This is a genomic window from Streptomyces sp. NPDC058663 (assembly GCF_042716745.1).
In the GTDB taxonomy this organism is placed as follows: domain Bacteria; phylum Actinomycetota; class Actinomycetes; order Streptomycetales; family Streptomycetaceae; genus Streptomyces.
Map to the genome: position 1 here is coordinate 1 of NZ_JBHXRV010000077.1, position 16,885 is coordinate 16,885.

Annotated in this window: 14 protein-coding genes; 7 read left to right on the forward strand and 7 right to left on the reverse strand. The window is 71.4% G+C overall.

The genetic code is table 11. The features are described 5' to 3' along the window. Positions 1 to 148: 148 nt before the first annotated feature. Genes ACFWVV_RS35630 through ACFWVV_RS35650 form a run of 5 tightly spaced genes read right to left on the reverse strand, consistent with a single transcriptional unit; the run spans position 149 to position 5,623 of the window. Positions 149 to 1,459, reverse strand: a complete 1,311-nt coding sequence (locus ACFWVV_RS35630) for a DUF58 domain-containing protein (RefSeq protein WP_384358008.1) — start codon at positions 1,457 to 1,459, stop codon at positions 149 to 151. Between the two features lie 10 nt (positions 1,460 to 1,469). Further along, positions 1,470 to 2,468, reverse strand: coding sequence for an AAA family ATPase (locus ACFWVV_RS35635; RefSeq protein ID WP_384358006.1), 999 nt, complete (start codon positions 2,466 to 2,468; stop codon positions 1,470 to 1,472). Next, the gene (locus ACFWVV_RS35640) at positions 2,465 to 3,676 is read right to left on the reverse strand and encodes a DUF4350 domain-containing protein (RefSeq protein ID WP_384358004.1); all 1,212 of its coding nucleotides are present in this window, start codon (positions 3,674 to 3,676) and stop codon (positions 2,465 to 2,467) included. Before ACFWVV_RS35640 ends, ACFWVV_RS35635 begins: the two co-directional genes overlap by 4 nt. Continuing rightward, entirely contained in the window at positions 3,673 to 4,368 is a 696-nt protein-coding gene (locus tag ACFWVV_RS35645) for a DUF4129 domain-containing protein (protein ID WP_384358002.1), read from the reverse strand. The genes ACFWVV_RS35640 and ACFWVV_RS35645 overlap by 4 nt, the downstream gene beginning before the upstream one ends. A 7-nt stretch (positions 4,369 to 4,375) precedes the next feature. After that, on the reverse strand, positions 4,376 to 5,623 hold the full coding sequence (locus ACFWVV_RS35650; protein WP_384358000.1) for a glycerophosphoryl diester phosphodiesterase membrane domain-containing protein: 1,248 nt from the start codon (positions 5,621 to 5,623) through the stop codon (positions 4,376 to 4,378). Positions 5,624 to 5,773: 150 nt separating this feature from the next. Here ACFWVV_RS35650 and mtnA point away from each other — a divergent pair, with 150 nt between their 5' ends. The 7 genes from mtnA to ACFWVV_RS35685 all read left to right on the forward strand — a co-directional run bounded on the left by mtnA (position 5,774) and on the right by ACFWVV_RS35685 (position 14,675). Further along, the gene (gene mtnA / locus ACFWVV_RS35655) at positions 5,774 to 6,919 is read left to right on the forward strand and encodes an S-methyl-5-thioribose-1-phosphate isomerase (protein WP_384357998.1); all 1,146 of its coding nucleotides are present in this window, start codon (positions 5,774 to 5,776) and stop codon (positions 6,917 to 6,919) included. 15 nt (positions 6,920 to 6,934) lie between these two features. After that, positions 6,935 to 7,612: a two-component system response regulator MtrA gene (gene mtrA, locus ACFWVV_RS35660; protein WP_185031656.1), complete on the forward strand. Its 678-nt coding sequence runs from the start codon at positions 6,935 to 6,937 to the stop codon at positions 7,610 to 7,612. 1 nt (position 7,613) lies between these two features. Then, positions 7,614 to 9,773 carry an MtrAB system histidine kinase MtrB gene (mtrB, locus tag ACFWVV_RS35665; RefSeq protein ID WP_384357996.1) on the forward strand — a complete coding sequence of 720 codons (2,160 nt, stop codon included), beginning with the start codon at positions 7,614 to 7,616 and terminating at the stop codon, positions 9,771 to 9,773. A 187-nt stretch (positions 9,774 to 9,960) separates the two neighbouring features. Beyond that, complete coding sequence (locus ACFWVV_RS35670; RefSeq protein ID WP_384358010.1) at positions 9,961 to 11,742, forward strand: LpqB family beta-propeller domain-containing protein; 1,782 nt, start codon at positions 9,961 to 9,963, stop codon at positions 11,740 to 11,742. Positions 11,743 to 11,859: 117 nt separating this feature from the next. Continuing rightward, positions 11,860 to 12,696, forward strand: coding sequence for a ComF family protein (locus ACFWVV_RS35675; RefSeq protein WP_384357994.1), 837 nt, complete (start codon positions 11,860 to 11,862; stop codon positions 12,694 to 12,696). A gap of 310 nt (positions 12,697 to 13,006) precedes the next feature. Further along, positions 13,007 to 13,702: a ribosome hibernation-promoting factor, HPF/YfiA family gene (gene hpf / locus ACFWVV_RS35680; RefSeq protein WP_384357992.1), complete on the forward strand. Its 696-nt coding sequence runs from the start codon at positions 13,007 to 13,009 to the stop codon at positions 13,700 to 13,702. A 211-nt stretch (positions 13,703 to 13,913) separates the two neighbouring features. Beyond that, positions 13,914 to 14,675: a response regulator gene (locus tag ACFWVV_RS35685; RefSeq protein WP_384357990.1), complete on the forward strand. Its 762-nt coding sequence runs from the start codon at positions 13,914 to 13,916 to the stop codon at positions 14,673 to 14,675. Between the two features lie 109 nt (positions 14,676 to 14,784). On the opposite strand, the gene ACFWVV_RS35690 is transcribed toward ACFWVV_RS35685, so the two are convergent. Together ACFWVV_RS35690 and ACFWVV_RS35695 are read right to left on the reverse strand one after the other, a co-directional pair. Beyond that, positions 14,785 to 15,963 (reverse strand): winged helix-turn-helix domain-containing protein, encoded by a 1,179-nt coding sequence (locus ACFWVV_RS35690; RefSeq protein WP_384357988.1) that lies wholly within the window; start codon positions 15,961 to 15,963, stop codon positions 14,785 to 14,787. Positions 15,964 to 15,972: 9 nt separating this feature from the next. Further along, complete coding sequence (locus tag ACFWVV_RS35695; RefSeq protein WP_384357986.1) at positions 15,973 to 16,680, reverse strand: GNAT family N-acetyltransferase; 708 nt, start codon at positions 16,678 to 16,680, stop codon at positions 15,973 to 15,975. Positions 16,681 to 16,885 lie beyond the last annotated feature (205 nt).

Here is a 16,885-nt window from a genome sequence, read left to right on the forward strand (position 1 = left end):
CTGCAGGGGGGACCCTGTGGGAGAGTAGGACGCCGCCGAACAATCATTGCGAAGAGCCCCGTACCGGGGATACCGGTACGGGGCTCTTCTGCGTTTACCGGCCGTACTCCGGCGAAGGGAAGAGCTGCCCTTATCCGGAGCACCGGTTTCAGAGGCGGCCGGCGGCTTTGAGGGCCAGATAGGCGTCGGCCAGGGCAGGAGCGAGACTGTCAGGGGTCGCGTCCACGACGGTGACCCCGTTGCGCTGGAGTTTCTCGGCCGTGCGGCGACGCTGTTCCTGTGCCTGGGTTCCAGCAGCGGCCTCGTAGACGGCCTGTGCCGACCCGCGGGCACAAGCCATTTCCGCGACGTGGGGATCGGCGACGGAGGCCACCAGTACCGTATGGCGTTGCGTGAGCTGGGGCAGTACGGGAAGAAGTCCCTCTTCCACCGGTGCTGATTCGAGGCTGGTGAGCAGAACGACGAGAGAGCGGCGGGGTGCGCTCCTCAGCGCCGCGGAGACCATGCCACGGGAATCCGTTTCGATCAGCTCGGGCTCGAGCGTCGCGAGGGAGTTGACCATCGCCGGCAGGAGTTCTCCGGCGGAGCGGCCCTGGACCTGCGCCCGGGTGTTGCGGTCGTACGCCAGGAGGTCGACGCGGTCGCCGGCACGCGAGGCGAGCGCGGCGAGAAGCAGCGCGGCGTCCATGGAGGCGTCGAGTCGCGGAACATCACCCACGCGGCCCGCGGAAGTGCGGCCGGTGTCCAGGACCAGCAGGATGTGGCGGTCCCGTTCGGGCCGCCAGGTGCGTACGGCGACCGTGTTCTGGCGCGCGGTTGCACGCCAGTCGATGGACCGGGTGTCGTCGCCGGGCACGTACTCGCGGAGGCTGTCGAACTCGGTGCCCTCGCCGCGTGTCAGCACGCTGGTACGGCCGTCGAGCTCGCGGAGCCTGGCCAGCTTCGACGGCAAGTGCTTGCGGCTGGTGAAGGGCGGCAGGACACGGACCGCCCACGGGACCAGGTGGCCGGCCTGACGGGCGGCCAGGCCCATGGGACCGTACGAGCGGACAGTGACACGTTGGGCATGGCGGTCGCCGCGGCGGGTGGGCTGCAACTGCGTGGTGAGACGCTGGCGTTCGCCGGACGGGACCGTCACCTTGTGACGAGAGGCCGCGAAGTCGGCTCCGGTCGGCCAGCTGCTGGGCGGCCAGGCGTCGCGAAGGTCGGCGCGCAGGCGGCGGGGGGTGGGATTGGCGATGGTCAGCGAGACGGAGGCAGTTTCACCGAGTCGAACGGATGTGTCACCACTTCGAGTGAATTGGAGCTTTCGCACTGGTGCAGCCAGGGCGTAGTCGCACATGATTGCGAGTGTGAGGGGCGCGTTGACCGCGAGGATTCCCGTCCAGCTCGGCGCGAGAACGCCGACAGGAAGGGAGCCCAGGGCGGCGAGCAGCGCGGCTCGTCCGGTGAGGGCCATGATCGCCGTCTCAGCGGGGGACGGGGACGTGGGCGAGGACGGCGGCAATGACGGAGTCGGCCGTGACTCCTTCCATCTCCGCCTCGGGACGGAGCTGGATGCGGTGGCGGAGCGTGGGCAGGGCCAGGGCCTTCACGTCGTCGGGGGTGACGTAGTCCCTGCCGGTGAGCCAGGCCCAGGCCCGGGCGGTGGACAGCAGGGCGGTGGCGCCTCGTGGGGAGACGCCGAGAGTCAGTGAGGGGGATTCACGGGTGGCGCGGCAGATATCGACGACATAGCCGGTGATTTCGGGGGACACCGAAGTCTTGGCGACGGCGGACCGGGCGGCTTCCAGGTCTGCGGGGCCGGCGACGGGGCGTAGGCCCGCTGCTTGGAGGTCCCGGGGATTGAAGCCTTCCGCGTGGCGGGTCAGGACGTCGATCTCATCCTGGCGGCCGGGGAGAGGGACGGTGAGTTTGAGAAGGAAGCGGTCCAGCTGGGCTTCGGGAAGGGGATAGGTGCCTTCGTACTCGACGGGGTTCTGGGTGGCCGCCACCAGAAACGGGTCGGGGAGGAGGCGAGGGACGCCGTCGACGGTGACCTGGCGTTCCTCCATTGCCTCAAGGAGGGAGGACTGGGTCTTGGGAGGGGTGCGGTTGATCTCGTCGGCGAGCAGGAGGTTGGTGAACACGGGGCCGGGCTGGAAGGAGAACTCGGAGCTGCGGGAGTCGTAGACCAAGGACCCGGTGACATCGCTCGGCATCAGGTCCGGAGTGAACTGGACGCGCTTGGTGTCGAGTTCGAGGGAAGCGGCCAGTGCCCGGACCAGAAGGGTCTTGGCGACTCCGGGGACTCCTTCGAGGAGGACATGACCCCGGCAGAGGAGGGCGACGACGAGGCCCGTGACCGCCGGGTCCTGGCCCACCACGGCCTTGGCGATCTCGGAGCGCAGCGCTTCGAGTGAGGCGCGGGCGCTGTCGGGGGACTCGGCCGAGGGCTCGGCGGGGGTCTCTGCGGGCTGGGCGCTCATGAGGCGCGGACCTCTCTTTCGAGGGCGTCGAGTTCGTCTGCCAGGCGGATGAGGCCGGCGTCATCGGACGGAATGGGGCCGAAGAGGAGGGAGTTGAGGTCCCTGGGGGTGGCGGGAAGACGGCTGGAGACGGCAGGCAGCAGGGTGTCGGGGGAGTCGCCCCGGGCGCTGGGGACGCCGAGGAGGGAGGACAAGCGGGCCCGGGACGCGGAGCGCAGGGTGGCGGCGGCCCGATCGCGTGCGTGGGACTTGAGATAGAGCCGGGCGCGGCCCTCGGTGGTCTCCGAGGCGCGGATGGCGACGGGGAGGCGTTCGGTCACCAGGGGGCCGAGGCGGCGGGCACGCCATACGGCGGCGAGCAGGGCCGCCAGGGCGAGTTGCAGGGTTCCCCAGAGCCAGCCGGGCGGGATGTGGGAGAGGAATCCGCTGGTGGCGTCCGTGGAGCCGTTGCCGGGGTTGGTGCCTTCGGCTGCGGACGGGTCGGTGAGGGAGGGGAGGTACCAGACCAGTTCGGGGCGGGAGCCGAGGAGTTGGAGGGCGAGTGAGGCGTTGCCCTGCTGGTCGAGACGCTCGTTGTGCAGGAGATCGGGGGAGCCGAGAAGGACGGTGTCGCCGCCGGAGGGGGCGGTGAGGCGGAGCATGGAAGGGCGGCCGTCGGCCGGGTAACAGGCGTCGTGGGAGGCGGCGCTGGAGTAGCGGATGCCGCCCAGGTCGACGGAGCCGGCGGCGATTGCGGCGGGCAGTGTGCAGTGGGGCTCGCGGGCGGCGACAGGGGCACTGGGCATTTCGGGTCGCACACCCGGGGCGAGGGCGGTGACGGAGGGAGGGCCTGCGGCTACGAGGACGGTCCGGCCGCCGGATGTGGCGGTGGCGGTGCGCAGTTGACGCTGCTGGGAGGGGGTGAGGAGGTTGGGGGAGGTGACGAGGAGGGTGGTGTCCGGGCCTGCTGCGGCGGTGGCCTCGGCGAGGGTGGTGACGACTCGGGTGGTGACTCCGCGGTCCTTGAGGAGTTCGGCTGTGGCGCGGCTGCCGTTGCGGTCGTAGGAGCGGGGGTCGAGAGAGCCGTGCTGGCCGCCGGACCGGAGGGAGGCGATGACGAGGCCCGCGACGAGGAGGACACCGAGGACCAGCAGGATGCCCCGGACTCTCCGCCACACCTGGCCGGGGGTGGGGGAGACCGCGGTGGGGCTGTCGGCCGTGGCGGTCACAGGGAGGCTCCGCCGGGAGTGGGAGTGCCGGACAGGGACGGCTTCGTGGCGAGGAGGTCGAGGTCGAGGTCGCGCAGGGTGAAGTACGCGGTTTCGTCGGCGGTGCGGTTGCCGTAGGTGACGTCGTCGAAGGAGCGGGCGGCGGCGCGCAGGCGGGCGGCGTGGCCCGGCAGGGAGCGGCCCGCCTCGGCGGCGGCCTCGTCGGCGGTGCGGCCGGGGCGCGGGTCCAGGAGGGTGCGTTCTTCGAGGGCGCGTACGACGGCCCGCATCCGTTCCTGCACGGCGGGGTTCCACCGGTGGGCGGAGGCGTGCGCCTCGGCGGCGGCGCGGTGGTCGGCGGCGCTCCGGGGCTGGTCGTCGAACAGGGCGTCCGAGGCGGCAGGGGTGCGGCGGGGAGTGCCCAGACGCCACCACAGGCCGAGGAGCAGCAGGACGACGACAACCGAGACGACGACGAGGCCGAGCATGCCTCCGGGGGTGGCCCCGGAGGCGGAGTCGAAGAGGCTGCCGAGCCAGTCCCAGAAGCTGTCGAGGGCGCGCTGGAGGAGGTTGGGGTCGTTCTCGTGGTACCTCGGGTCGGACAGTTCGCGCTCGGCCGCCTCGCGGGCCGGAACGCGGGGAGTGTCCACGGGTATGTCTCCGTCGCCGCGCAGTCGTCGCCAGGTCGTGGCAGTGGCCCCCGTCACTGTCACAGCCCCCTCAGCTCCCTGGGGTGCGGTCGGCGGGCTGTTCGGTGCCGTACCCCGGGAGGCCTGCGGCGCGGGCGAGGTCCAGGTCGAGGGCCTCGCGGCGGATGCGCTGGTCGATGTAGAGGAGGACCGTGACGCCGGCGGAGATGGGGTACGTGATGGACGCGGCAATCACCGCGCCGATCCCGCTGATGATCAGGAAGCCCCAGCCGAACTCGGGGGCGGAACCGGTGAGGATGCCCTCGAGGCCGTCACCGTCGACGAGCAGGGCGATGACCGAGAAGAAAAGCGCGATGACCATGGAGACCACCACGGTCAGCACCATCGTCAGAAGGGTGATGCCGAAGATCCGCCACCAGGATCCCTGCACCAGCTTCGCCGAGCGGCGCAGCGCCTGGCCGATGGCCTGCCTCTCCAGCATCAGGGCCGGAGGGGCGAGGGAGAACCGGACCAGCAGCCAGGTCGTCACCACGAGCGCGGCGAGTCCGCCGAAAGCGCTGAGAAGCGCACCGGCGGCGGAGCCGATCAGAATGCCCGGCAGCAGACCCGCGGCCATGATCGCGACGGCGCCGAGGGCCAGCAGCAGGCTGAGCCCGAGCAGCCTCGCCAGCTGGGGCTTCGCCTCGCGCCAGGCATCGCGGGCCGTCACCGGGCGGCCGAGCACGGAGCGGCTGACCACCATGGTGAGCAGCGCGGTCGTGAACAGGGTGCCGATGAGGGTGATCAGAGCGGTCGGGCCCAGGCTGAGCAGCGAGTTCTGCAGAGCGTCGACCGACTGGCGCAGAGCTTGTGAAGGGTCCGCGTTCCGGTCGACAGTGACCGGTGCGGGCAGCAGGTAGCGCTGGATCACCACGTCGGCGATCTGCATGAGAACGGCGATGGTGAGCGTGATGCCCAGCACCGTTCGCCAGTGGGCGCGCATGGTGGAGACCGCGCCGTCCAGGATGTCGCCGACGCCGAGGGGACGCAGCGGGATCACGCCGGGCTTCGCCGCGGGCGGCGGGCCGCCCCAGCCGCCGGGGCCGGGAGCACCCCAGCCGCCCTGCTGCCGCACGGGACCCGCGTCGCGGGGCGGGGTCTGGGCGTGGCTGCGCGGGGGAGTGGCCCCCGGCGCGGACCACTGGCCCGCGGGCGGCTGTTCCTTCGACCACTTCGAGGCGGATGCCTGGTCGGAGGGCTCGGCAGGCCCGGAGTTCTCCGGGGGCCGGCCGTCGGAGGGGGCGGATCCGGGCGAGGCCCAGCCCGGAGAGTCGTTCATCGTCGCTCCTTCACGGTGCCCGACCGCGGTTGCGGCGGCTGATTGCCAGCCATCGTGTCATGGGGCACCGGCCGGTGGACCTGCCCCCGGGGACTCCTTGTCGCTCTTGGCACCTTCAAATGTCGGGGCGGTACGGGGCAGACTGGACGGATGGCCGATCAGGACGCACACAGCACGGTGGGCGCAGAACCGCCCGCGCGACCCTCGTTGCGATGGGAGGAGCCGCCCGAAGGACCTGTACTAGTGCTCCTCGACCAGACCCGGCTGCCGGCGGAAGAGGTGGAGCTGGTCTGTACGGACGTGCCCGCACTGGTGCAGGCGATACAGACGCTCGCGGTGCGCGGAGCGCCGCTGCTCGGCATCGCGGGGGCGTACGGGGTGGCGCTCGCCGCCCGGCGCGGTTTCGACGTCGAGGGGGCGGCGGCCCAGCTGGCGGCGGCGCGGCCCACCGCGGTCAACCTCGGATACGGAGTGCGGGCGGCGAGCGAGGCGTACCGGGCCGCACGGGAGAAGGGGGCCGGTGAGGAGAGCGCCGCCGCTGCCGCGCTGGACGCCGCCCGGGAACTGCACCGGGCGGACGCCGAGGCGAGCGCGGCGATGGCCCGGCACGGTCTCGCCCTCCTCGACGAACTGCTGCCCGGCGGCAGTCACCGCATCCTGACCCACTGCAACACCGGGGCGCTGGTCTCCGGCGGGGAGGGCACCGCGTTCGCCGTGGCCCTTGCGGCGCACCGCAGGGGCGGGCTGCGGCGGCTGTGGGTGGACGAGACCAGGCCCCTCCTTCAGGGCGCCCGGCTCACCGCGTACGAGGCGGCGCGCCACCGGATGGCGTACACCCTGCTCACCGACAACGCGGCGGGCTCCCTGTTCGCGGCGGGCGAGGTGGACGCCGTGCTGATCGGTGCGGACCGGATCGCGGCGGACGGCTCGGTGGCGAACAAGGTGGGGAGCTACCCGCTCGCGGTGCTGGCGAAGTACCACCACGTCCCCTTCGTCGTGGTGGCCCCGCTGACCACGGTGGATCTCGGCACCCCGGACGGTGCGTCCATCGAGGTCGAGCAGCGTTCCGGGCTCGAAGTGACCGAATTCACCGGGGGGCTCCCGGGCAGGGGGGCCGAGGGGGGCGGCGGACTGCCGGTCGCACCCCTGGGGACCCAGGCGTACAACCCCGCGTTCGACGTGACACCCCCCGAGCTGGTGACCGCGATCGTCACCGAGGAGGGCGCTGTTTCGCCGGTCACCGGGCCTGCTCTCGCGGAGCTGTGTGCCAGGTCACGACGGTTGACGATGAGCTAATGGGATGATGGCTCAATGAAGGGACGCGTCCTTGTCGTCGACGACGACACCGCACTGGCCGAGATGCTCGGCATTGTGTTGCGTGGAGAAGGTTTTGAGCCGTCGTTCGTAGCGGACGGCGACAAGGCACTTGCGGCATTCAGGGAGGCCAAGCCGGACCTGGTGCTGCTGGATCTCATGCTGCCCGGACGGGACGGCATCGAAGTCTGCCGACTGATCCGGGCCGAGTCCGGGGTGCCGATCGTGATGCTTACGGCGAAGAGCGACACCGTCGATGTGGTGGTCGGACTGGAATCCGGCGCCGACGACTACATCGTCAAGCCGTTCAAGCCCAAGGAGCTCGTCGCCCGGATCCGGGCGAGGCTGAGGAGGTCGGAGGAACCCGCGCCGGAGCAGCTGGCCATAGGTGACCTGGTCATCGATGTGGCCGGTCATTCGGTGAAGCGGGAGGGGCAGTCGATCGCACTGACCCCGCTGGAGTTCGACCTGCTGGTCGCGCTCGCCCGCAAGCCCTGGCAGGTGTTCACCCGCGAGGTGCTGCTGGAGCAGGTCTGGGGGTACCGCCACGCGGCGGACACCCGGCTGGTCAATGTCCATGTCCAGCGACTGCGTTCCAAGGTCGAGAAGGACCCGGAGCGCCCCGAGATCGTCGTGACCGTGCGCGGCGTGGGCTACAAGGCCGGACCGAACTGACATGAAGCGAGGCAGTGCTGCTCCGAGGCCCGGGGAGCCGGGCAGCCCCACGGAGCGCCCTGCCGGAACCGAGCGCGGTACGTCCAGGATCGGCCGGCTGCTGAACGGCGGCCGGCTGCTCCAGGACGGGGCGCCCGGCGGCCCCGTGCTGCGCCTGGTCGTACGGCTGGTGCGGCGTCCGCTGCTGCCCGCCGTGCGGCTGTGGCGGCGCAACATCCAGCTGCGGGTCGTCGCGGCGACCCTGCTGATGTCGCTCGGTGTGGTGCTGCTGCTCGGCTTCGTCGTCATCAGTGCCGTACGCAACGGGCTGCTCAACTCCAAGATGGAGGCGGCCCAGAACCAGGCCCGCGGCGGGTTCTCGGTGGCCCAGGAGCGGGCCAGTACCCCCGTCGTCCCGGACGGCCAGGACGGCGACACCGCCGACAAGAGGGCGGCCCGCAATGCCGCCAACTGGCGCTCCGACCTGGTGGAACTGCTGGCCAGTGGCGGCCAGAAGGCCTTCAACGTGGTCGCGCTGAGCTCCGCCTCGGACGAGGAGACGACCCAGCCGGGCCCCCGCGCCTCCGGTGGCGTCGACCCCCTCGCCAGCGTGCCGCAGGAGCTGCGCAGCGAGGTGGACAAGGGCGCCGAGGCCTACCAGACGTACGTAAGGATCGTGTACAGCAACGACGCCCAGCCGTCCGAGCCCGGCCTGATCGTGGGCAAGCGGCTCAACGACGTGAGCGGGCAGCCCTACCAGCTCTACTACCTCTTCCCGCTCGCACAGGAGGAGGCGTCGCTGAAGGTCGTCACCAATACGCTGACGACGGCCGGACTGTTCGTGGTCGTCCTGCTCGGGGCCATCGCCTGGCTGGTGGTGCGCCAGGTCGTCACGCCCGTACGGATGGCGGCGGGGGTCGCCGAGAGGCTGTCCGCGGGGCGCCTCCAGGAGCGGATGAAGGTCACCGGCGAGGACGACATCGCCAGGCTCGGTGAAGCCTTCAACAAGATGGCGCAGAACCTCCAGCTGAAGATCCAGCAGCTGGAGGACCTGTCGCGGATGCAGCGGCGCTTCGTCTCCGACGTGTCGCACGAGCTGCGGACGCCGCTGACGACCGTGCGGATGGCCGCCGATGTCATCCACGACGCCAAGAGCGACTTCGACCCGGTCACCGAGCGTTCCGCGGAGCTGCTGGTCGGGCAGATCGACCGTTTCGAGTCGCTGCTCGCGGATCTGCTGGAGATCAGCCGGTTCGACGCGGGAGCCGCCGCGCTGGAGGCCGAGCCGATAGATCTGCGCGAGGTCGTACGACGGGTGATCGACGCGGCCGAACCGCTGGCCGAGCGCAAGGGGACAGTGATCCGGGTCGTCGGGGACGAACAGTCCGTGGTGGTGGAGGCGGACGCCCGGCGGGTCGAGCGGGTGCTGCGCAACCTGGTGGTCAACGCCGTGGAGCACGGCGAGGGACGCGACGTGGTGGTACGGCTGGGATCGGCCGGCGGCGCCGTGGCGGTGGCAGTACGGGACTACGGGGTCGGGCTGAAGCCCGGCGAGGCGACGCGGGTGTTCAGCCGCTTCTGGCGGGCGGACCCGGCACGCGCGCGTACCACCGGCGGTACGGGGCTCGGCCTGTCGATCGCCGTCGAGGACGCCCGGCTGCACGGTGGATGGCTGCAGGCGTGGGGCGAGCCGGGTGGTGGCTCGCAGTTCCGGCTGACCCTGCCGCGTACGGCCGACGAGCCGTTGCGCGGTTCGCCGATACCGCTGGAGCCGGAGGACTCACGACGCTCACGCGCGCGCGTGAGCGATGCGCCGGCCGACGGCACGGACGGCGGCGGCAACACGCGCATGGCCACCGTGCCCGTACAGCCGAGGGGCGAGCGGGGCACCGGTCCGATACCTCAGCTCCGCGCGACCGCCGTACCGGCGGACCCGACGGCACTCCCGGGCAGCGGCTCACGGGTGGTGTCCCGGCGGCCGGGGGACGAGCCGCAACAGAACGGCGACGGGGCGGCCGGAGCTGGTGACGCACACGGCAAGGGCACAGGCGACGGCGGCCGCAGCAGCGCACGCGACGGCGGCGAGCTCGGCGGTGGCAGCGGCAGTGGCAGTGGGAACGGGCACGGCAGCGGTCGTGGGCCGCAGGACAGGGACCGGGAGGACACCCCCCGTGGGCGTTGAGCGTGGTGGCAGCGTGAACAGCGGCACGGTGAGCGGCCCGGACACCGAGGGGCGCTGGAGCGACCCGGCCCCGGGCAGCAGTGGCCGCAGCAGTGGCCGGGACCTGCGCGGTGGCCGGGCGCGGGTCCGCAGGGCGGCGGCCCTCGGGGCATGTGCCCTGCTGCTCGCCGCGGCCGGCTGCGGTTCGATGCCCGACCAGGGCGAGGTGCGCTCGGTGAAGGCGTCGCAGCGGGTCGACTCGCAGGTACGCGTCTACAGCGTGCCGCCGCGTTCCGGGGCCCGGCCCGAGGAGATCGTGGACGGTTTCCTGGAGGCGATGACCAGTGACGACCCCGGGTTCGACACCGCCCGCAAGTACTTGACCAAGAGTGCCTCGAAGGACTGGCATCCGGGGACGGTCACCACGATTCTGGCCGTGGCACCGGCCAGGGAGGACACCTCCTCCAAGCACAACGGCGGCACCCCCGCCTTCTCGCTCGCCGGGCAGCAGGTCGCGTACCTCGACGCCCAGAGCTCCTTCCGGGCCGAGGCGAAGCGGTACGACCAGCCGCTGCACCTGGTCAGAGAGAAGAACCCGGACAACAAGCAGGACGTCGGCGAGTGGCGGATCGGCTCGCCGCCGGAGGGGCTGGTGCTCGGGGAGTCGGACTTCCAGCGCATCTTCCGCCCCGTCAACAAGTACTACTTCGGGCCGAAGTCGGCCACCGACGACGCCGGGCAGCGCTGGCTCGTCGCCGATCCCGTGTACGTACGGAAGCGGACGGACCCGCAGACCAGGCTCGACCCGGTGGCGCAGGCGGTCAAGGCGCTGATGGACGGCCCGTCCAACTGGCTGAGCCCGGTGGTCGATTCGAGCTTCACCAGCAACGCCGCGCTCAAGGACGGCGTCAGGACGCTCACCTTCGGGGACCACAATTCGCTCAAGGTGCCGCTCAACGCCAAGGGTGCGAACGTCACCCCGAAGCGCTGCCGGGACATGGCGGCCCAACTGCTCTTCACCTTGCGGGACCTGACGGCCTCCGCGCGGATCGACCAGGTGGAGATACAGAACGACGACCTCTCCCCGCTGTGCGTCCTGAGCGGCGACCAGGCCGGCGGCTACGTGCCCGAGAGCACCGTGCGGGCCCCCGACTACCAGTACTTCCTGGACGGCGACCAGCGGCTCGTGCAGATGCGCAGCAACGCGGAGCGCGAGGAGGCGCAGGCGGTGCCGGGGGCGCTCGGCGGCACCCAGCCGCGGCTGCGGTCGGCTGCGGTCTCGCGCGACGAGAACCACGCGGCCGGCGTCTCGATGGACGGGCGCCACCTGTACGTCGCACCGATCGCGGCCGGCAGCAAGTACGAGACGCGCTACACCAGCAGTGCCAAGTCGAAGGATCCGCTGTCCACGCCGAGCTGGGACGGCCGGGGCGACCTGTGGGTCGCGGACCGGGACGCGGCCAACCCCCGGCTGCTGCGCATGGTGGACGGCAAGGGCAAGCCGCAGGAAGTGAAGATCGTGGGCACCGTGGGCGGGCAGGTCGACTCGCTGCGGGTGGCGGCGGACGGGGTGCGGATCGCGCTGCTCGTGAAGGACGACAAGGGCCGCCGCACGCTCAGGATCGGCCGGGTGGAGCGCCGCGGCACCCCGGACAACCCAGACATCACGGTCGCCGAACTGCGCGCCGCCGCACCGAAGATGGAGGAGGTGACGGCCGTCTCCTGGGCCGGGCACAGCCGGCTGGTCGTGGTGGGACGGGAGGCCGGCGGGGTGCAGCAGATGCGGTACGTCCAGACGGACGGCTCCACCTCCGCGGAGGGACTGCTGCCCGGAGCCAACCAGGTCACCGCGGTCGCCGCCTCGGACCTGGAACAACTGCCGCTGCTGGCGCAGTCCAAGGACGACGGGATCGTACGGCTGCCACCGGGGGCCAACTGGAAGACGGTCGTCCGGGAGGGCGAGGGCTCGCTGCCGTTCTATCCCGGATAGGGCGGCCCCGCTGCCGGAACCGGCCCGGCTCCTGGTTTTCCACAGGGCAGGGGAGGGTGTCCTGAGTGTTTTCCACAGGGGTGGCGGAGTCGGTGCCTCCCGCGCACAGTGGTGGGCATGGGGGAACTACGGGGATGGTGGCGGGAATTCGCCGGTCTGGTGCTGCCGATGGCCTGCGGCGGCTGCGGCAGGCCGCGGGAGCCTTCGGGGGTGTGCGCACGGTGCGCCGGAGAGCTGTACGGGAGGACGCCGGGACGGGTGCGCCCGATGCCCGAGCCAGCCGGGCTGCCGGCCGTGTACGCGGCGGCCCGGTACGAGGACGCACCGCGCGCGGTGCTGCTCGCGCACAAGGAGCGGGGTGCGCTGGGGCTGGCGCGTCCGCTGGGGGTCGCGTTGGCGCGGGCGGTGCGCGGCGCGGTGACCGCTGGGGCTGCGGTGGCGTATTCGCCGGGCCTGCGGGTAGGTGATCCGGCAGTGGAGACCCGGGAGCTCGTACTGGTGCCTGTGCCGTCCGCGCGCCGCTCGGTCGGCGCCCGGGGGCACGACCCCGCACGGCGGATCGCCCTCGCGGCGGCCGGTGAGCTGCGCCGGGGAGGTACGCCGGCGCGTGTCGCACCGGTGCTGCGGCAGCGGCGTGCGGTGGGTGATCAGACGGGGCTGGGTGCCAGGGAGCGGCTGTCGAACCTGGCCGGTGCCCTGGACCTGGTGACCGGTGGCAGGAAGCTGCTGGCCGACGGCAAGGTGGTGCTGGTGGACGACCTGATGACCACCGGGGCCTCGCTCGTCGAGGCGGCCCGGGTGATCGGGGCGACCGGGAGACCGGTGACCCGGGCGGGCGGGAGACCGGGGCCCGGTACAGCCGGGAGACAGGGGCCCGGGAAGGGTGGATTTCCCGGTCTCGCCGCCGCGGTTGTCGCGGCACCACCGAAATCTTTCGAAATAAACTGGAACTGAACGGGAACTTGCATCGTTGCAGGTGGTGAGAGGGATAATCCACCTGAACGGAGGTATACGGCGGTAGCGGGTGCCGACACCCGTCCGGGCGAGATATGTTCGGAAGTGAGGAAATGCAGTTGCTGTGCCTCACTTATTGCACTGCCGTGCTTCAGGTTTTCCCTCGCACCCCGAAATGGGGGTGTGGATCTTCCCGACGGGGGAGGAGGAGGTGAAGTCGCCAAGTCCGAGACTTCGGGACGAGCCGGAGTCTGGTGCAAGAGGGAGTCGCTCCGCCACTGAGCGGAGCAATCCGGGAACGGAGTTCTGCGTGGACATCGTCGTCAAGGGCCGCAAGACAGAGGTACCCGAGCGTTTCCGCAAGCACGTGGCGGAGAAGCTCAAGCTGGAGAGGATCCAGAAGCTCGACGGCAAGGTGATCAGCCTCGACGTGGAGGTGTCCAAGGAGCCCAACCCGCGGCAGGCCGACCGTTCGGACCGGGTGGAGATCACGGTCCACGGGCGAGGCCCCGTCATTCGGGCAGAGGCATCGGCGGGCGACGCCTACGCGGCGCTCGACCTGGCAACCGGAAAGCTGGAGGCGCGGCTGCGCAAGCAGCACGACAAGCGCCACACCCGTCGCGGCAGCGGCAGGCTGACCGCGGCAGAAGTCGGATCGACGGTACCCGACGCGGCGACCATCGACGGCGACGGTCAACTCGCCGTGGACCACGCCGAGTCGGACGCGTCGGTCCCCACCAAGAAGATCGGCTCGCTCGAAGTGCAGGGCGACGGCCCGCTGGTGGTCCGCGAGAAGAACCACGTCGCCGCCCCCATGTCCCTCGACCAGGCGCTCTACGAGATGGAGCTGGTCGGGCACGACTTCTACCTCTTCGTCGACGCGGAGACGAAGCAGCCCAGTGTCGTCTACCGGCGGCACGCGTACGACTACGGAGTCATCCACCTGGACACGGACCCTCTGGCCGAGTCGGAGGTCGGCGGGGCCGGCGGTGCCCTCGGCGGGTAGCCGCTGAACGACGGCGCCCCGAGCGCCGTACCACCTGACGGTGGTGCCCCCGGAGAGCCTGCGCGCCTCCGGGGGCACCGCCACGTGCGTCCTGAAGCGAACGCTCCGGCTCCGGGGCATGGAATCATGTCACCGAACGTCAAGAAGTGCTCTGCGGACTGTGGTTGGCGCAGCACATGAACTTCGGGCCATGGCCTCAGGGGGAGGAACGATGGCGGACAGCTTCGGTCCGGTGCACGGCGGCGACTACGCCCGGGGCGTCGGCCGCGTGGCCGACGCGGACGGGGACGCGGACACGAGCGGGTCCCGCAAGGAGCCCATCAGGGTGCTCGTGGTGGATGATCACGCGCTCTTCCGCCGGGGTCTTGAGATCGTCCTGGCCCAGGAGGAGGACATCCAGGTCGTCGGCGAGGCGGGGGACGGCGCGGAGGCCGTGGACAAGGCCGCCGATCTGCTGCCGGACATCGTGTTGATGGACGTGCGGATGCCCAAGAGGGGCGGGATCGAGGCGTGCACCGCCATCAAGGAGGTGGCTCCGAGCGCGAAAATCATCATGCTGACGATCAGCGACGAGGAGGCCGACCTCTACGACGCGATCAAGGCGGGGGCCACGGGATACCTGCTGAAGGAGATCTCCACGGACGAGGTGTCCACGGCGATCCGGGCGGTGGCCGACGGGCAGTCGCAGATCAGCCCCTCCATGGCGTCGAAGCTGCTCACCGAATTCAAGTCAATGATCCAGCGCTCCGACGAACGCAGACTGGTGCCCGCGCCCCGGCTCACCGACCGCGAGCTGGAAGTGCTCAAGCTGGTCGCCACCGGCATGAACAACCGGGACATCGCCAAGGAACTGTTCATCTCGGAGAACACCGTGAAGAACCATGTGCGCAACATCCTGGAGAAGCTCCAGTTGCACTCCCGGATGGAAGCCGTGGTCTACGCGATGCGGGAGAAGATCCTCGAAATCCGCTGAGGCGGGGACCCGTTGGGGGTCCGTGCCCACGCCCACGCGCAGGCTCAACCCGGCGTTGGCGCCGATGCCGCAGCTGAGGGCGGGGGCGGAGCCGGAGGGCGAGCGCCGGTCAGTGGCCGAGTGCCTCCAGCAGGGGTGTGTGCAGTGCGGCGGGGGTGGTGCGGTCCACCCGTACCTCCGTGCAGCCGACCCAGGAGGCGGCCTCCCACAGGGCCTTCGCCATCGCGGGTACCGCCTTCGCCGACTCCAGCGAGATCTGGCGGGCGACCAGGGTGCTGCCCTCGCGGGCCGGGTCGACGCGGCCGAGCAGCCGGCCGCCGGACAGCAGTGGCATCGCGAAGTATCCGTGGACGCGCTTGGGCTTGGGGACGTACGCCTCCAGACGGTGGGTGAAGCCGAAGACGCGCTCGGTGCGCGGACGGTCCCAGATCAACGAGTCGAACGGCGAGAGCAGCGTCGTGCGGTGGCGTCCGCGCGGGACCGTGGCCAGAGCCTCCGGGTCCGCCCAGGCCCGCCTGCCCCAGCCCTCCACTTCGACCGGAACCAGACCCGAGTCCGCGATCACGGCGTCCACCTGGGCGTTTTTCAGCCGGTGGTAATCGGCGATGTCCTCCCGCGTGCCGACCCCCAGGGAGCGGCCCGCGAGCGCCACCAGCCGGCGCACGCACTCCGTGTCGGAGAGGGCGTCGTGCTGGAGGGCGGCGGGGATGGCGCGCTCGGCCAGGTCGTAGACCCGCTTCCAGCTGCGCCGGCCGGTGCAGACCACGTCGCCGTACATCAGGGCGCGCTCGACGGCGACCTTGGACTCCGACCAGTCCCACCACTCCCCGCCGTTCTTCGCGCCGCCCAGTTCCGTTGCCGTGAGGGGGCCCTCGGTGCGCAGCTGGTCGATGACGCGCTTGTACGCCCCGTCCGTCAGCTCGTGGTGCCACTGGGGGCGGGCGCGGTAGGCGCGACGGCGGAAGGCGAAGTGCGGCCACTCCTCGACAGGCAGGATGCAGGCCGCGTGCGACCAGTACTCGAAGGCGTGCGCCTCCTCGCCGTCGGCGGCCCAGTAGGCGGACTCGACGGTCCTGCGGTCCACCGCGCCCAGGCGCGCGTACGGGATGAGCTCGTGCGAGCGGGCCAGCACGGAGATCGTGTCCAGCTGCACGGCGCCCAGGTGGCGCAGTACCCCGCGCACTCCGGCGCGGCGGTCCGGCGCACCCATGAACCCCTGGGCGCGCAGAGCGATTCGGCGTGCTTCGTCGGCAGAGAGGGCGACGGCGGAGGGCGGCTGGAGGGTCATGACGAAAGACTAGAGGGAGACACTGACATCCGGGCCCGGAACGATCTTGCTGCCGGGCTGGGCGGCGGCACCCGGGCGGTCCGCAGGAGCGGCCTCCGCGGCGGCCGGAGGCGGGGTGTTCGCTCCGCCCCGCAGAGCGCCGCCCCCGCCGGCCGGGAGGTAGAGATGCGGGCCCGGCAGGCCCAGGTCCGAGGGGAGCAGCGAGCCCGTCCAGGCGTCGCGGGCCGTGCCCTGGTGGAGAGTGCCCGCGCGTGCGACGCCCTCCATGGTGAAGCCGAGCCGGACGGCGACGGTGCGCGAGGGCTCGTTGCCGACCTCGGCCCGCCACAGCAGCCGGTCCACGGGCAGCGTGGTGAGTGCCCAGCGGACCACCTCGGCCGCGGCCTCGGTGACGTAACCACGCCGGCGGTGCTCCTTGGCGGTCCAGAAACCGAGTTCCCAGACGCCCGGCGGGAGGTGCACGCCCACGCCGACCGCGGCCAGCAGCGGACCGCCGCCACGCGCGCGTACCGCGAAATGGAAGCCCGACGCGGTGCGCAGGCCTTCGCCCGAGATCCGCTCGACGAAATGGACGGCGTCCTCGCGGCGGTACGGCGAGGGAATCGACGTCCAGCGCAGAATGTCGGGGTCCTGGACGGTCCGGAACACCTCGTCGGTGTCCCCGGGGCCGAAGGGACGCAGTTCCAGGCGGTCCGTGGTGAGCACAAAGGGTTCCATGGCCGGATTGTCCTCGGGCCGCGCGCCGCGGGCGAACACATTTCGAGTACCGCCCGGCACCTTCGGCGCGTGCCGGGCGTTCACCTTGTGCGGGACGGGGCGGCTTCGTGAGGACGGACCTCCCGTGGCGGCTGGGTCCTCGCTTACGATGGCCGTTGCGGTGGGGCCCGCCTGCCGTGCCCGCGCCAAAGTCAGTACCGACCAG

Coding starts and splice junctions, on each gene's coding strand:
- ACFWVV_RS35630 (WP_384358008.1), bottom strand. CDS start 1,459: ATGGCCCTCACCGGACGAGCCGCGCTGCTCGCCGCCCTGGGCTCCCTT.
- ACFWVV_RS35635 (WP_384358006.1), bottom strand. CDS start 2,468: ATGAGCGCCCAGCCCGCAGAGACCCCCGCCGAGCCCTCGGCCGAGTCC.
- ACFWVV_RS35650 (WP_384358000.1), bottom strand. CDS start 5,623: ATGAACGACTCTCCGGGCTGGGCCTCGCCCGGATCCGCCCCCTCCGAC.
- mtnA (WP_384357998.1), top strand. CDS start 5,774: ATGGCCGATCAGGACGCACACAGCACGGTGGGCGCAGAACCGCCCGCG.
- mtrA (WP_185031656.1), top strand. CDS start 6,935: ATGAAGGGACGCGTCCTTGTCGTCGACGACGACACCGCACTGGCCGAG.
- mtrB (WP_384357996.1), top strand. CDS start 7,614: ATGAAGCGAGGCAGTGCTGCTCCGAGGCCCGGGGAGCCGGGCAGCCCC.
- ACFWVV_RS35670 (WP_384358010.1), top strand. CDS start 9,961: ATGCCCGACCAGGGCGAGGTGCGCTCGGTGAAGGCGTCGCAGCGGGTC.
- ACFWVV_RS35675 (WP_384357994.1), top strand. CDS start 11,860: ATGGGGGAACTACGGGGATGGTGGCGGGAATTCGCCGGTCTGGTGCTG.
- ACFWVV_RS35685 (WP_384357990.1), top strand. CDS start 13,914: ATGGCGGACAGCTTCGGTCCGGTGCACGGCGGCGACTACGCCCGGGGC.
- ACFWVV_RS35690 (WP_384357988.1), bottom strand. CDS start 15,963: ATGACCCTCCAGCCGCCCTCCGCCGTCGCCCTCTCTGCCGACGAAGCA.
- ACFWVV_RS35695 (WP_384357986.1), bottom strand. CDS start 16,680: ATGGAACCCTTTGTGCTCACCACGGACCGCCTGGAACTGCGTCCCTTC.